A 15053-nucleotide genomic window follows, 5' to 3' on the forward strand; every position below is an offset into this window, starting at 1 on the left:
AATATACAAAAATATCTGAGGACCAAATTAAAACATTGGTTACAAATTCAATACTGATTGAAAGTAAGAGAATAAAAGATGGCTCAGATGAATATCATCGAATGATTTATACAGGCGATCAAGGAATATTTCACCTCAAATATGAGCAATTTTTTTGGATAAAGAACGACAAAGCATATATTCTAACATTAACTTGTGAACAGGACAAATTTTCAAAATTTAAAAAAATGGGTGAAGCAATATTAAACTCATTTAGATTTAAATACTAGCCTAACTTAAAATTTAGCCAAATTTACACTTTGCAAGTAGTTTATTTTAAATTACTTTCTACCCATGATAAACCCTAGAAAACACAATCTTCCCCTCTTTAATTTCCAAAACTTCAGCTACTAACATATCGGCTTCACCTACAACTTGACGTGTGTATTCCATGAAAACTCGGTCGGTGTTGGCGGTTAATGAAGTTACTTTGTAATGTAATGTTGGCAATCTATCAAAAGCGTCTTGCCACCAAACGCGCATCGCTTCTTTTCCGATAATTAAACCATTGGTTTCAGGTTGACGAATTTTTAATTTCGGACTAAAATGTTGAGCTTCGTCGTCGTATAATTCTAATAACTTTTCTAAGTTTTTCGTATTGAAAGCATCAAACCATTTAATGGCGATTTGTTGTAGTTGATTTGGCATAAAGTTTAAAATTTAAACGCAAATCCCGAAGCCTCGGGACGCAAGGTTTTTCGCAAAGTTCGCAAAGATTACTAAATAAAAAAGGCACAAAGAAAAAATCGATGTGCCTATGTGTTTCAAAAAATACGTTTAAGCATTTTTAAGGTTGATGATTTCTTGTTCGGTTAAGAATCTCCAATCGCCTCTTGGTAAATTTTTCTTTGTTAAACCGGCAAAAGTTACACGGTCTACTTTTAAAACATCGTATTTTAAGTGTTCAAAAATTTTACGAACCACTTTTACGTTAGATGTTTTCATTTTAATTCCGATTTCACTTTTTGGTTGATCTTCAATGTAAGTGATTTCTTCCACATATACTTTGTGGTCGTCAATCGTTAATCCTTTTTGGATACGCTCTAAATCTTCGAATTTCAAATTTTTATCTAAAGAAACTTGATATACTTTCGATGAACGTTGGTTTGGAGCAGTGAATTTTTGGATAATCTCAGTATCATTAGTAAACAATAACAAACCTGTCGTTGTTTTATCCATTCTTCCTACAGGCATTAAATTCGCTTTTGTTGCATTTCGAACTAAATCTAAAACATTAGTTGAACCTTGCGAATCATCTCCAGCAGTTGAGAAGTTTTTTGGCTTATTTAAAAGGATATATTCTTTCTTTTCTGGGGTGATGTTTACACCATCAAACTGAACTGAATCGGTTAATTTTACTTTGTAACCCATTTCAGTAATTACTTCACCGTTTACTTTTACATTTCCACTTTGAATGTAAATATCCGCATCTCTACGACTACACATTCCAGAATTAGAAATGTAGCGGTTTAGACGAATTTCATCTGGATTAGATGGTTTTTTTGGAGATTTTGGAGCTTTAGGCGCTTCTTTAGCAGCTTCTGGTTTGGTTTTAAACTTTGAAGGCGCTTTACGAATTGGCGCATTTCCTCTTGAATTACTATCCTTTTTGTAACCTCCTTGTCTTCCTGAACCTGGACGACTTTTATCGCTATCTTGATGACGTGACATATTATAAACAATTTTTGCAAAGATATAACTAATATATGGAAATCAATTTTTTGCCATGAATTAAAACCGAAGGTTCTATTAAAACAATACAAAAAACGCCTGAAACAATGATAAATTTCAATAAAAAATGAAGTCTTAGATATTCCGTCTTAGAAGTTGCTTTCCATAAAAGTAAAGCAAAAAACAACAACCCAATCAAACTTAAATAAAAGTAAATATCCATGTAACCTACATCATAAACTTCAATTAAAAAATAAACTGGAATTAAAGTAGAAATCGTTAAAACCGAAATAATAGATTTCGCCATTTTTTCACCAAAAACAACAGGAATGGTTTTGTAATCGGCTATTAAATCGCCTTCGATATTTTCTAAATCTTTGATTAATTCCCGGATTAAAATAAGCAACAATAAGAAAGTCGCATGAGCAAAAATGACGTGATAGAAATTTTTATAATACATCAAAATTCCAAAGAATGGCAAAACAGCTAAAACAGCAGCTGTGATGTTTCCAATTAAGAACATTTTTTTCAATTTGTGCGAATAAAACCAAATCAGAAAAATATAAGTCGAAAAGAACAAAACCGCACGCCACGAAATAAAAAACATCAACAAAGCGACGATGAAATTAATTCCGAAATAGACTTTCAACTTCGTTTCCTGACTCACCAAACGGTCAATCATGGCTTTTTTAGGGCGATTGATTAAATCCTTTTTAGCATCGTAAAAATTATTAATGATATAACCCGAAGCAATCGTTAATGTAGAAGCTACCACGATTAAAAACAAACGCCAATCGAGAATAATATCCAACGCTCGTTTCTCAGGAGCCAAAATAAAAATAGCAGAAAGATATTGCGCTAACGCCACGACCCAAATATTATATCCTCTAATCACAGAAAAGAAGCTGAATATTTTAGTAAGGACTAATTTGGATTTACGAGTGAGCATTTTTGCTTATTTTTTCTTTTATGAATTTAACAACTGCGACCAAAATCATCATACAAATTAAATAAGGAATCAAATAATCGAATGGATCTGTAAAATAATTCCAAAAATTAATTTGTAATTCCTTCGGAATGGTATCGTATATCAAGTAATTGTATCTTAATTTATAAACTTCGATAAGCAATAACTCGTTTAAAGGAATTAAAAATACTAATGAAAGAATTGTAACCCAAATAAAACTATTTGAAATTCTTTTAATAAAAAACAACAACCCCACTAAAGGCAAAATGAACGGTAAAAAAAACTCTAAATAGCTTGAAAAATAAAAAGAATTATCATCTTGGTTTTTATCAATCGTATGATATAAAAATAGCTGTAATAGGTATTCATAATTCAGTAAAACAAACAAAAGAATCAACGAAAGCAAACTCCAATATTTAATTATTATTTTAGAATACTTAAAACCATTATCCACAAAAGAAAAATAGGAACTTTCTAAAGGATTTAAAAATTCATTGTTGAAAATTTCTTTTTTAAAAAAGGCTTTACTCCAACTGTTGTAAAAAAACAAATAAGCTAAAGAAAAACACTTTAAAAAAACAATGTAATATTCCATTAAAAATTATAAACTACTTCTAATTTATAGTCTTTCAAAGATTCTTTTGCTTTGTCTAAATCTTGAGTAAATCCTAAAATATAACCACCACCGCCAGAACCGCACAATTTCAAATAGTAATCGTTGGTATCGATTCCTTTTTGCCACACTTGGTGAAATTGCTCTGGAATCATAGGCTTGAAGTTGTTCAAAACTACTTTTGATAATTGTTTAGTGTTTTCTAATAGTGATTTTACGTCGCCATGTAAGAAATTTTCCACACAAGCATCGGTATATTTTATGAATTGTGATTTTAACATCGTACGGAAACCATTATCTTTTAAGTTTTCCATAAAAATCGAAACCATTGGAGCTGTTTCGCCCACAATTCCTGAATCAATTAAGAAAACCGCACCTTTTCCTTGTGTGCTTTGTGTTGGAATTCCAGTTGCTTCAATATTATCTTTTGAGTTGATTAAGATTGGTATACTCAAATAACTATTCAACGGATCTAAACCTGAACTTTTTCCGTGGAAAAACGATTCCATTTGAGAAAAAATCATTTTTAATTGCAATAATTTTTCACGTGTTAAATTTTCTAACACTGTGATTTTATCATTAGCATATTTATCGTAAATAGCTGCTACCAGAGCACCACTACTTCCTACTCCATATCCTTGAGGAATACTAGAATCGAAATACATTCCGTTATTTACATCTTGTTTTAAAACTTCTAAATTGAAAGTTACTAACTTAGGTTGTTCAACTTGTAATTGCTCCAAGTAAACAACGAATTTTTTTAAACTTTCGTTAGATTTAATAGCGCTTTCAGACGAATTCCCATCGTTCTTCAAAGCACCATTGTAAAAATTGTACGGAATTGAAAGTCCTTTCGAATCTTGGATAATTCCGTATTCTCCGAAAAGTAATATTTTTGAGTAAAAAAGTGGTCCTTTCATTTTTTAGTATTCAGTTTACAGTTTATAGTAATCAGATTTTTAGTTTCTAGTATTCAATGCTGTCAATTATATCTTCAAGATTCAAAAAATTCCCATTTTTATCAAGTATCACATTTTGACAAATAAATACAACCTGCTCTTCAGATAATTTGTCTATGAGACCCATTTTCTCTAATTGAAATATACATTTTATTTCTTTTATCACTTCTGGATCTTCTGTTTCATTGAGCAATTTCAATAGTTCAATCTTTTCTAATTCAATTTCCATTTCAATAAATTTATTTTATCTTTTTTGGATTTTGTCTAGTATCAAAAACGGATACAATGTAAATTTTCTTGTAATCAAAACGATAAAAAACAGTAACTTGTTTGATGACGACGCATTTATGGTAATTACTACTTTTTGATTTTGGAAACAATTCAGGTGATTTTTGAATTAAATCTAAATTTACCTTTAATTTATCTAAAAATTTATCACTAATCCTAACTGACCATTTCTCAATCAGATAATCAACAATCGCTTTAATTTCAGTTTTGCTTCGGGAAGAAAAAACCAACTCTCTCATTTCCAACCAAAGTACTGTTTTATTTCTTCATATGAATGAACTCTACCTTCAGCTATATCACGTTCTCCTTCTTCAATTCCTTCTTTGACATAATTAGGCAATTCATCCCACCAATCCTTCTTTTCTTTCACAAAAATATTCTTAATATAAGTTGCAACCGAAAGATTTTCTGTCTCTCTCAGCAACTTAATCAATTCTATTTTTTCTAATCGAATGTCCATTTTATCAAAATCTATGGTAAATATACGAATTATTTTAATTGATTTGCACCATTACCAATTTCATCGCAAATATACTGACCATTTTGACAATAGCCAATCAATTCATCTTGAATAAATTGCAATACGTTTTCTTTTACATTTTCAGGGTATAAAACATGTACATTGGCTCCAGCATCTAATGTAAAACAAACCGGAATCTGTGTTTCATTTCTGAACTTCCAAATTTTATTGATGATTTCTAATGTATTGGGTTTCATCAAGATAAAATACGGCATCGAAGTCATCATCATCGCATGTAAAGTCAATGCTTCGCTTTCTACAATTTTGATAAATTCTGATACATTTCCAGAGGATAAAATCGCTTTTATTTGGGATAAATTTTCATGAGCTTGAGCAAATCTTCTTTCAGCATAAGGATGATTGTGCATTAAATCGTGCCCAACCGTACTCGAAACTTGTTTTTCGCCTTTATCGACTAATAAAATCGTGTCTTGATAGTTTTTGAAGTTAGAATGAATTTCTGAAAATTCCACTCCAAATAAATCTGAACTTCCATTAATTTCAGCATGATTTCCCCAAACTACTACTTCACCTTTGATACTTCTACATGCACTTCCACTTCCTAATCTTGCTAAAAAAGAAGCTTTTGAATAGAAATAGTCATCAGAAATTGTTGGATTAATTGCTTTTTCTAAACTCATAATATTCATTGCTAAAGCTGCCATTCCAGATGCCGAAGAAGCTATTCCAGAACTGTGAGGAAAAGTGTTCTGAGTATCAATTTTAAAATGATATTCTTTCAAAAACGGACAATATTGTTCAATTCTTTCAAAGAATTTTTGAATTTTTGGTTTGAAATCTTCTTTTGGTTTTCCTTCAAAAAGCAAATCGAATGAAAAACTATTGATTTCCGATTTTTTAACGACTTCCAACTTCGTAATAGTTTTACAATTGTTTAACGTAAAACTTATCGATGGGTTCGCTGGGATTTGGTTTTCTTTCTTGCCCCAATATTTCACTAAGGCAATATTACTAGGAGCGCTCCACTCAAAACTAGCGGAATCAATAGAATTATGTGGGGTGGCGATAAAATCTTTTTCGGTAAGCATAGCTTAAAATTTTGACAAAAATACCGATTTTGATTGATTTGTTCCCTTGATATTTCGTTAATTTGCCTATAAAATTGAAAACATGAACAAATATCTTAAAATTATATACTGCGTTGCCATTTGTTTGGCTGTTGGTTACTTATCAAGTAATGTTACGCAATCGAGCATTACTACTTGGTATCCAGAAATTAAAAAACCAAGTTTTAATCCGCCAAATTGGGTTTTTGCTCCAGTTTGGACCATGCTTTTTATTATGATGGGAATTGCAGCTGGTATGGTTTGGAATAAATTAGAATCCAACAAAGAATTAGTAAAAAAAGGACTGTTGTTTTTTACTGTTCAATTGCTTTTAAATGCTTTGTGGTCGTATTTATTCTTTGGATTGAACAATATTTTATTGGCTTTAATCGAAATTATTTTACTTTGGTTAATCATTTATGAAACGTATCATATTTTCAAACAAATAGACAAAAGGGCTTCGTATTTATTGATTCCATACTTAGCTTGGGTTGGATTTGCAACGATTTTAACTGGAAGTATTTATTGGTTAAACCGATAATAATTTGTCTCGACAATAGAATTTGCCACTATAAATCCGCCTGTCCAAGCATTTTGAAAGTTAAATCCACCTGTAATAGCATCGATATTTAGAATTTCACCTGCAAAATAAACGTTTGGTAAAATTTTACTTTCCATGGTTTTGAAATTAACTTCTTTTAAGTCGATTCCGCCAGCAGTAACGAATTCTTCTTTAAAAGTGCTTTTTCCGTTTACGTGAAATTCGCCATTTGTAAGTTGTTCAATTAATGAATTCAATTGTTTTTTGCTTACATCAGCCCATTTTAGTTCGTCTGAAATTCCGGCTGATTTTACAAGGTTTTCCCAAAGGCGTTTTGGTAATTCGAAATGTGCGTATTTTGAAACTAATTTTTTGGCGTTTTCTTCTTTGATATCTTTCAACAAATCAAGCGCTTCTTCAAAAGTGGTTTCGTTTAACCAATTGACTTGAATAGCAAATTGATACTTTTTTTCAGCTAATTCTCTAGCTCCCCAAGCAGAAAGTCTTAAAATTCCTGGACCGCTCATTCCCCAGTGCGTAATCAATAATGGCCCAGAAGCTTCTAACTTGGATTTCTTAACCTTTACTGAAGCTAGAGCCGAAAGTCCCATTAAATCTTTAATTCGAGGATCTTTGATATTGAAAGTGAATAAAGATGGAACAGGTTCGATAATTGAATGACCTAAATTTTGTAGCAATTCCCACATTTTTGGATTACTCCCAGAAGCCATTACTATTTTTTCGCAAGTAAAAATTTCTTGAGTTGTGGTTACTTTCCAATGGGTTTCAGTTTTATACAATTCTTGAACGCTGTGATTAGTTAAAACATCGATTTTTAGCTTTTTAACCGCTTCTTGAAAGCAATCAATTATGGTTTGAGATGAATTAGAAACAGGAAACATTCTTCCATCATCTTCAATTTTAAGTTCAACACCATGGTTTTCGAACCATTCAATCGTATCACCTGAACAAAATTGGTTAAATGGTCCTTTTAATTCGCGTTCGCCACGAGGATAAAACTTCACTAAATCATTTGGTACAAAACAAGCGTGCGTCACATTACATCTTCCGCCACCAGAAATGCGTACTTTTTCTAAAACGCTTTTTCCTCTTTCAAGAATAGCTACTTTTAGATTTGGATTCTTCTCTACAATGTTGATTGCAGTAAAAAATCCGGCAGCGCCTCCGCCAATGATGATGATGTTGTATTTTGAGTTCAAATGATTTGTTTTTGCAAATATCGGTAATTTCAAAATAAAAAGTCCTATTGACTTACAATAGGACTTTAAAAATGAATTTAAATAAATATTTAGTTTGTCAATATGAAAGATTGAAAAGGTTGTAACGTGATGACTACTTTGTCGTTTAAACTCGTTGGTTTTCCCGTCATGTAATTGACAAATTCACCCGTAACAGCTACTTTAGAGTTAATTGGTTTACTTGAAAAATTCGCAATATAAACTACTTTTTTACCATTTTTCTCACGAACAAAAGCCAGAATATTAGTATCATCGTTTGTTTTAATTCGAGTGTATTTAGCTTTATTTTTTCCGCCGTTTAAAGCAATATTTTCAGCTTTTAACTTTCCTAATTTTGCTCTTAATTCCCACTCTTTCCCTTTTGTTTTTGGAATCGAATCTTTTTCGAAAAACTTCAAACTATGATTTAAACCGTATTCATTTCCGCTGTAAATTAATGGCATTCCTGGCATTACATAAGATAAAGCAGTCATCGCTTCTTCTGCTTTGCCTAATCTTCCTTTAACCGTTCCATTCCAAGAATTCTCATCGTGATTATCCACAAAATTCATTAGAATATCATTAGCTTCATATTTTTTTGCATCTTCCGCTATGAATTTATCCCAATCTTTCACTGTATTTTTTTCTTGAGCGATTCTATTCATAGTGTGATGCGCTTCCCAACCATAGGCCATATCAAACAAACCATCTTTTAATAATTCAGGCTCCCAAGCTTCTGCTAACATGAAAATATTTTTTTCTTTTCGCAATTGCGGAATAGCTTGTTGCCAAAAATCTAAAGGTACATTACTAGCCACATCGCAACGGAAACCATCAATGTTTTCGTTTTTAATCCAATGTAACATATCGGCTGTCATCTCTTTACGTAATCCTTGATTGTCGTAATTTAAATCGGCAACATCTGACCAACCCCATGATTTTCCAGTTTCAGGATTAATTGGATCGATAATTTCACCTTTAGCATTTTTTGTATAATATTCTGGATGCTCTTTTATCCAAACGTGGTCCCAACCCGTGTGATTTGGCACCCAATCTAAGATTACATAAATACCATTATCGTGCGCTGTTTTAACTAAATTTCTAAAATCCTCAATAGTTCCAAACTCTGGATTAACTTTTTTGAAATCAGAAACAGCGTAGTAACTTCCTAAATATTTGTGTTGCTCTGCTGCTGGCATTTCAGATGCAAATTTACTATCATCGCCACCTGTAGCTTTTCTTTTGGTTTGTGAAATTGGAAAAATAGGCATCACCCAAATGATTTTTACTCCCAATTCTTTCAATTGCGGAATGTCTTTTGAAAAGGCATTAAACGTTCCTTCAGGTGAATACTGACGAATGTTTACTTCATAAATAACGGCGTTTTCTTCCACTTTGGGAGAAAATTTTGCAATTTCTTTTGGCATTTCTGTTGTTGATGGTTTATTTTCATTTTTGCATCCGATAACCAACATAGCAGCTAATGCAATGACAATTTTCTTAATCATAATTTCTTATTTTAATTCTAAAATCATAGACGTTTTACCTTCAATCGCCAATTCATTTTTCAAATCGATTGTTTTCCCTGAAAGTATATCATTTCCTGAGGTAAACGATTTGATGTTTTCTTGAAAACGAGAAAGATTCAATTTCTGATTATCAGGTGCATTATTAATAACCACCATAACCGTTTCTTTGTCGTTGTGACGGAAATAAACATACACATTGTTTTCAGGAATATAATGCGTTAATTTTCCGGTATGAATGACTTCTTTGTTCTTTCTCCAATTCAAAACTTTTTTCGAAAAATCGAAGTATTTGGATTGTTCTGCTGTTCTTCCACTAGCAGAAAATGCATTGTTTGAATCTCTTTTCCAACCACCAGGAAAATCTTGACGAATATCGGCATCACCTTTTCCTTTGTCGCCCGCCATTCCAATTTCAGAGCCATAATACAATTGTGGAATTCCTCTCATGGTTGCCATAATGGTCATTCCTAATTGGTATTTTTTAAAATCGTTTTGATAAATCTGATTGAAACGACCTGTATCATGATTCTCTAGGAAAATCAATAGGTTATTTGGGTCGGCATACAAGAAATCATTAACGAAATTTTCGTAAAATTTAATCATTCCATTGCTCCAATCCGCTCTATCTTCATTGAAAACATTTCCAAAAACATCGTGTAAAGTAAAATCCATAACACTTGGTAAATACGAATTATAACTTTGAATTTTAGCAATTGGGCTATCTTTTTGCCAATACGAAATTTGGGCTTGATCGTGCATCCATACTTCACCAACAATATTGAAATATGGATATTCATCAGTAATCGCTTTTGTCCATTTTGCGATTCCTTCTTTATCGTTGTATGAATACGTGTCAACACGGAAACCATCTAAATCCGCATATTCAATCCACCAAATTGCATTTTGAATTAAATAATTCAACACCAAAGGATTCGACTGATTTAAATCAGGCATACTAGGTACAAACCAACCATCCATACAAAGTTTAGCATCAATTTTTGAACCATTTGTATCGTACTGAGTCGTCATGCGATAGTTACTTTGCTTATAACCTGGAAACTGGTGAAACCAATCGTATGTTGGCATATCTTTAAACATCCAATGTTCGGCTCCCCAATGATTCGTAACGTAATCTTTGATTAATTTCATGTCACGCTTGTGCATTTCATCAGCTAACTTTTTGTATTCTTCATTGGTTCCGTAACGCGGGTCAATTCTATACACGTCGGATTGACCGTAAGTATGGTATGAATAGCCTTTATCATTATCTTCACACATTGGTGTACTCCAAATTGCTGTTGCACCTAACTCTTTGATGTAATCTAAATTATTTATGATTCCTTGTATGTCTCCACCATGTCTTCCTCCTGGGAGACTTCTGTCGGCTTTTTCTTGTAGCTCAGGTGAAGAATCGTTATTTGGATTTCCATTTGCAAAACGATCTGGCATCAATAAATACATCACATCAGATGCGTCAAAACTTTTACGAAGTGCAGAATTGGGTCTTCTCTTTTTAATTTCGAAATTTCTTTTGAATGTTTTTTTACCATTGGCAAACGTAAATTGTAGTTCTTGTGCTTTAACATTTTTAGTATCAATCGTAACAAAAAGGTAATTTGGATTCTCGGTTTTGACTACATTTGTAATTACTACATTATTTGAAATGCTTACCGAATTTTGAGCAATATTCTTTCCGTAAAACAATACTTGAACTTCGCTTTTGTTCATTCCTTCGTACCAAAACGGTGGTTCCATTCGGTCAATTTGTGCCGAAAGCGAAAGTGTGAACAAGGTAATTAGTGAGAAAATTATTTTTTTCATAGCTTTTTTATTTAACCTCAACAATACTAATAGCGTAGCCACCGCCTGCTGCCGTTCTCAATTGCAATTTAGTCTTATTGGTTACTTTTTGTTTTGAAATTTTGTATGCTTGTGGATTCGTTTTATAATCCGCATCGGCAGCATCGGCGTAAATAATGGCTTCGTATTTTTTCCCTTTTTCTAAGAAATCTAATGTAATCGTTGATGTTCTAGCATTGTATCCGTTTGAATTTCCAACGAACCAATTGTTAGAATTTTTATCTTTTCGAGCAATTGTGATATAATAACCTGGCTCAGCTTCTAAATATTTTGAAGTTGACCATTCTACCGGAACATCTTTTATGAATTGGAACGCATCTAAGAATCGATTGTAATTTTCTGGTAAATCGGCAGCCATTTGAAGTGGCGAATACATTACCACATATAATCCCAATTGATTCGCTAAAGTTGTATTCACATGTGAATTGTTGTTTGGATTTAATTTGGCAATATCCATCTCGAAAATCCCAGGTGTGTAATCCATTGGACCTCCAATTAATCTTGTGAAAGGTAACAAAGTGGTATGATTCGCTTTTGAACCACCAAACGCTTGAAACTCTGTTCCACGAGCTGATTCGTTTCCAATCATGTTTGGATAGGTTCTACAAATTCCTGTTGGACGAACGGCTTCATGGGCATTAATCATAATTTTATAATCCACCGCTTTTTCAATCACATATTGATAATGATTTAAAATCGATTGGCTATAATGATGTTCGCCTAAAGGTAAAATATTCCCAACATAACCCGTTTTTGCTGCATCATAACCATTGTCATTCATGAATTGAAATGCCTTATCTAAATGACGTTCATAATTTCTGGTTGAACCAGAAGTTTCGTGATGCATAATCATTTTTACACCTTTAGATTTGGCATATTCGTGAATTCCTTTCACATCAAAATCAGGATAAGGCGTTACAAAATCGAATACATAATCTTTTTCGTGACCAAACCAATCTTCCCAACCTTCGTTCCAACCTTCCACTAAAACGGCATCGAAACCATGTTTAGCAGCAAAATCAATATATTCTTTTACATGTTGCGTATTAGCTGCGTGTTTACCGTTTGGTTTAGCTTTGGTGAAATCGGTAATTCCTAATTGTACAGATGGAATTTCATCAGTGTACGCCCAAGAGCTTTTTCCGGTAATCATTTCCCACCAAACACCGATGTATTTTACAGGTTTAATCCAAGAAGTATCTTCAATTTTACAAGGTTCGTTTAAGTTTAATATCATTCTAGAAGCTAAAATATCACGAGCATCAGCACTCGCAATAATCGTTCTCCAAGGTGAAACACATGGCGCTTGTAAATAGCCTTTATTTCCTTTAGCATCGGGAGTTAAGTGCGATTGAAAAACTAAGTTTTTATCATCTAAATTCAAGTGCATGCAAGAATAATTAATTAATGCCGCTTCGTGAATGTTGATATAAATTCCGTCTGCGGTTTTTAACATCAAAGACGTTTGAACTCCCGTATCAGAAAATTGTTTTTGTGAAGCATTTTCAGAAACCGCTCCACGAAATAACTTTCTAATTTCGGTTAACTTACTTTCTGTAAAATCGTATTCTTGCGTATCATAGTCGCCAGGAATCCAAAATGCGGTGTGGTCGCCGGTCATAGCAAACTCGGTACGTTCTTCTTTAACTACAAAATACGTTAGGTTTTTTTGTTCTGGAAATTCGTAACGGAAACCTAAACCATCATTGAATAATCGAAAACGAATGATAACTTGTCTTTCGGTTTCATTTTGTTTCAGTGTTAGTGCTAATTCGTTGTAATGATTGCGAATTTCGGTTTCTTCACCCCAAACGGTTTTCCAAGTTTCATCAAAAGTATTTCGGACTTCGTTTACCAATTTAAAATCATTCAATAATGACTTTTTGTCTTTTTGAAGTTCTAAACCTAACTTGCTTTTTTTGATGATTTCTTTATTTTTCATGAAAAGTTGATACGTTGGTGTACCATCTTTTTCTAAAGCGAAAACCATTTTGAAATTTCCATTGGGTGATTTTAATTCTTGAGCATTCATACCAAAAATCGAAAAAACCATCACAAATACTGAAACAAAATATTTATTCATATGTTTAAATTTTATTTTTTAGCGGTAACATATGGTATCGCCTTTTTTAATCATAAGTGTTTGTTTATGCAAACTTTTTGTTAATGGCGATTTCATGTCTTACTATTTAATTAATTGCGATTCTCCGTTTACAAAAACATCCACATCTGAATTTCCTTCAATGGAAACGTTTGTTCCTTCTTGTTTTACTTCAACTTTTACAATGGCGTTTCTGAAATTCACTTTGAAGGAATAGCCTTTCCATTGTGCTGGAATTTTTGGTTCAAAATGCAATTGGTTATTTTTAACACGCATTCCACCAAAACCTTCTACGATACTCATCCAAGTTCCCGCCATAGAAGTGATATGTAATCCTTCTTCGACTTCTTTGTTATAATCATCTAAATCTAAACGTGAAGTTCTTAAATAAAATGTATAAGCTTGTTCCATTCTACCCAAAACAGCCGCTTGAATCGAATGTACACATGGTGAAAGTGAACTTTCATGAACGGTAAACGGTTCGTAAAAATCAAAATGTTTTTCTAATTGTTCTTTGGTAAAATGATCTTCAAAGAAATAGAATCCTTGTAACGTATCCGCTTGTTTGATGTAAGGCGAACGTAAAATTCTATCCCAAGACCATTTTTGATTGATTGGTCGTTGCGATTTATCTAAATCAGCTACTGTGATTAATTCTTTATCTAGGAAACCATCTTGTTGTAAATATACGCCGTGTTCTTCAGAATAAGGGAAATACATATTATCCGCCACTTTTTTCATTGCTGAAATTTCGGCTTGTGATAATTTCACTTTATTCATGATTCGGGTATAATCCGATGGATATTCTGTATCAATTTTATTGATTTGCTCCACTGTATAATCAATACACCATTTTGCAATGTAATTGGTGTAGAAATTATTATTTACGTTGTTTTCGTACTCATTTGGTCCCGTTACTCCTAAAATCACATACTGATTTCTGTACGTTGAAAACGTTGCTCTTTGATGCCAAAAACGGGCAATTCCGATTAAAACTTCTAAACCTTTTTCTGGAATATACGAATAATCTCCTGTGAATCGGTAATAGTTGTAAATGGCAAAAGCGATGGCACCGTTTCTGTGAATTTCCTCGAAAGTAATTTCCCATTCGTTATGACATTCTTCACCATTCATAGTTACCATTGGATACAAAGCAGCTCCATTTTTGAAACCTAATTTTTCGGCATTTTCGATGGCTTTATCCAATTGGTTGTATCGATAGGCTAAAAGATTTCTCGCTACTTGTTGGTCTTTGGTAGCCATATAAAAAGGAATACAATACGCTTCGGTGTCCCAATAAGTAGAACCTCCATACTTTTCACCTGTAAATCCTTTTGGACCAATATTTAATCTTGAATCTTTTCCTAAATAGGTTTGATTCAATTGGAAAATATTAAAACGAATTCCTTGTTGGGCTTTTACATCGCCATCAATGGTAATATCGCTCATTTCCCAAATTTTTGCCCAAGCTTCTTTTTGGTTTTCAGTTAATTGTGAAATACCGATTTCTAATGCTTTGGCGATGCTGTTTTTTGCACCTATAATTGTATTTTCATGATTCATTGAAACGGCATAACCGCCAATTTTTTGAATAGAAGTTGTTTGTCCTTTTGTAACAGCAACTTCATATGAAAATTGAATTTTATCTTTTGTTTCTTGA

The 15053-nt window shown here is 32.7% G+C and carries 16 protein-coding genes; 2 read left to right on the forward strand and 14 right to left on the reverse strand.

What is annotated here, in order from left to right:
• Window positions 1–269: hypothetical protein (locus L6Q46_RS06535; protein ID WP_291283635.1), on the forward strand; the 269-nt coding region annotated here is incomplete at its 5' end.
• Between the two features lie 58 nt (window positions 270–327).
• Here the strand turns inward: L6Q46_RS06535 and L6Q46_RS06540 are convergent.
• From L6Q46_RS06540 to L6Q46_RS06580, 9 genes are all read right to left on the reverse strand, one after another.
• Window positions 328–687, reverse strand: a complete 360-nt coding sequence (locus L6Q46_RS06540; RefSeq protein WP_291283636.1) for a nuclear transport factor 2 family protein — start codon at window positions 685–687, stop codon at window positions 328–330.
• Window positions 688–816: 129 nt separating this feature from the next.
• Window positions 817–1710 carry a pseudouridine synthase gene (locus L6Q46_RS06545; protein ID WP_291283637.1) on the reverse strand — a complete coding sequence of 298 codons (894 nt, stop codon included), beginning with the start codon at window positions 1708–1710 and terminating at the stop codon, window positions 817–819.
• Window positions 1711–1738: 28 nt separating this feature from the next.
• Window positions 1739–2659, reverse strand: a complete 921-nt coding sequence (locus L6Q46_RS06550; protein ID WP_291283638.1) for a geranylgeranylglycerol-phosphate geranylgeranyltransferase — start codon at window positions 2657–2659, stop codon at window positions 1739–1741.
• Complete coding sequence (locus L6Q46_RS06555) at window positions 2646–3272, reverse strand: hypothetical protein (protein WP_291283639.1); 627 nt, start codon at window positions 3270–3272, stop codon at window positions 2646–2648. Before L6Q46_RS06555 ends, L6Q46_RS06550 begins: the two co-directional genes overlap by 14 nt.
• Window positions 3272–4210: a mevalonate kinase gene (locus tag L6Q46_RS06560; protein ID WP_291283640.1), complete on the reverse strand. Its 939-nt coding sequence runs from the start codon at window positions 4208–4210 to the stop codon at window positions 3272–3274. The genes L6Q46_RS06555 and L6Q46_RS06560 overlap by 1 nt, the downstream gene beginning before the upstream one ends.
• Before the next feature lie 46 nt (window positions 4211–4256).
• On the reverse strand, window positions 4257–4478 hold the full coding sequence (locus tag L6Q46_RS06565; RefSeq protein ID WP_291283641.1) for a hypothetical protein: 222 nt from the start codon (window positions 4476–4478) through the stop codon (window positions 4257–4259).
• A 10-nt stretch (window positions 4479–4488) separates the two neighbouring features.
• Entirely contained in the window at window positions 4489–4776 is a 288-nt protein-coding gene (locus tag L6Q46_RS06570; RefSeq protein ID WP_291283642.1) for a type II toxin-antitoxin system RelE/ParE family toxin, read from the reverse strand.
• The gene (locus L6Q46_RS06575) at window positions 4773–4997 is read right to left on the reverse strand and encodes a hypothetical protein (protein ID WP_291283643.1); all 225 of its coding nucleotides are present in this window, start codon (window positions 4995–4997) and stop codon (window positions 4773–4775) included. Before L6Q46_RS06575 ends, L6Q46_RS06570 begins: the two co-directional genes overlap by 4 nt.
• A 29-nt stretch (window positions 4998–5026) precedes the next feature.
• Entirely contained in the window at window positions 5027–6106 is a 1080-nt protein-coding gene (locus L6Q46_RS06580; protein WP_291283644.1) for a diphosphomevalonate decarboxylase, read from the reverse strand.
• Window positions 6107–6188: 82 nt separating this feature from the next.
• Here L6Q46_RS06580 and L6Q46_RS06585 point away from each other — a divergent pair, with 82 nt between their 5' ends.
• Complete coding sequence (locus L6Q46_RS06585; protein WP_291283645.1) at window positions 6189–6665, forward strand: TspO/MBR family protein; 477 nt, start codon at window positions 6189–6191, stop codon at window positions 6663–6665.
• On the opposite strand, the gene L6Q46_RS06590 is transcribed toward L6Q46_RS06585, so the two are convergent.
• The 5 genes from L6Q46_RS06590 to L6Q46_RS06610 all read right to left on the reverse strand — a co-directional run.
• Window positions 6647–7885: an NAD(P)/FAD-dependent oxidoreductase gene (locus tag L6Q46_RS06590; RefSeq protein WP_291283646.1), complete on the reverse strand. Its 1239-nt coding sequence runs from the start codon at window positions 7883–7885 to the stop codon at window positions 6647–6649. The two genes, L6Q46_RS06585 and L6Q46_RS06590, sit on opposite strands and share 19 nt — an antisense overlap.
• An 89-nt stretch (window positions 7886–7974) precedes the next feature.
• Window positions 7975–9408, reverse strand: coding sequence for an alpha-amylase family glycosyl hydrolase (locus L6Q46_RS06595; RefSeq protein ID WP_291283650.1), 1434 nt, complete (start codon window positions 9406–9408; stop codon window positions 7975–7977).
• Window positions 9409–9417: 9 nt separating this feature from the next.
• The gene (locus L6Q46_RS06600; RefSeq protein WP_291283647.1) at window positions 9418–11253 is read right to left on the reverse strand and encodes a glycoside hydrolase family 13 protein; all 1836 of its coding nucleotides are present in this window, start codon (window positions 11251–11253) and stop codon (window positions 9418–9420) included.
• A 7-nt stretch (window positions 11254–11260) separates the two neighbouring features.
• On the reverse strand, window positions 11261–13375 hold the full coding sequence (locus L6Q46_RS06605) for a glycoside hydrolase family 97 protein (protein WP_291283648.1): 2115 nt from the start codon (window positions 13373–13375) through the stop codon (window positions 11261–11263).
• Window positions 13376–13477: 102 nt separating this feature from the next.
• Window positions 13478–15053, reverse strand: a 1576-nt coding sequence (locus tag L6Q46_RS06610; RefSeq protein ID WP_291283649.1) for a family 65 glycosyl hydrolase domain-containing protein, incomplete at its 5' end; no start/stop codon positions are given.

This window comes from Flavobacterium sp., from assembly GCF_023151265.1.
GTDB lineage: Bacteria > Bacteroidota > Bacteroidia > Flavobacteriales > Flavobacteriaceae > Flavobacterium.

Coding starts and splice junctions, on each gene's coding strand:
- L6Q46_RS06575 (WP_291283643.1), bottom strand. CDS start 4,997: ATGGACATTCGATTAGAAAAAATAGAATTGATTAAGTTGCTGAGAGAG.
- L6Q46_RS06570 (WP_291283642.1), bottom strand. CDS start 4,776: ATGAGAGAGTTGGTTTTTTCTTCCCGAAGCAAAACTGAAATTAAAGCG.
- L6Q46_RS06585 (WP_291283645.1), top strand. CDS start 6,189: ATGAACAAATATCTTAAAATTATATACTGCGTTGCCATTTGTTTGGCT.
- L6Q46_RS06540 (WP_291283636.1), bottom strand. CDS start 687: ATGCCAAATCAACTACAACAAATCGCCATTAAATGGTTTGATGCTTTC.
- L6Q46_RS06545 (WP_291283637.1), bottom strand. CDS start 1,710: ATGTCACGTCATCAAGATAGCGATAAAAGTCGTCCAGGTTCAGGAAGA.
- L6Q46_RS06555 (WP_291283639.1), bottom strand. CDS start 3,272: ATGGAATATTACATTGTTTTTTTAAAGTGTTTTTCTTTAGCTTATTTG.
- L6Q46_RS06560 (WP_291283640.1), bottom strand. CDS start 4,210: ATGAAAGGACCACTTTTTTACTCAAAAATATTACTTTTCGGAGAATAC.
- L6Q46_RS06565 (WP_291283641.1), bottom strand. CDS start 4,478: ATGGAAATTGAATTAGAAAAGATTGAACTATTGAAATTGCTCAATGAA.
- L6Q46_RS06580 (WP_291283644.1), bottom strand. CDS start 6,106: ATGCTTACCGAAAAAGATTTTATCGCCACCCCACATAATTCTATTGAT.
- L6Q46_RS06550 (WP_291283638.1), bottom strand. CDS start 2,659: ATGCTCACTCGTAAATCCAAATTAGTCCTTACTAAAATATTCAGCTTC.
- L6Q46_RS06605 (WP_291283648.1), bottom strand. CDS start 13,375: ATGAATAAATATTTTGTTTCAGTATTTGTGATGGTTTTTTCGATTTTT.
- L6Q46_RS06600 (WP_291283647.1), bottom strand. CDS start 11,253: ATGAAAAAAATAATTTTCTCACTAATTACCTTGTTCACACTTTCGCTT.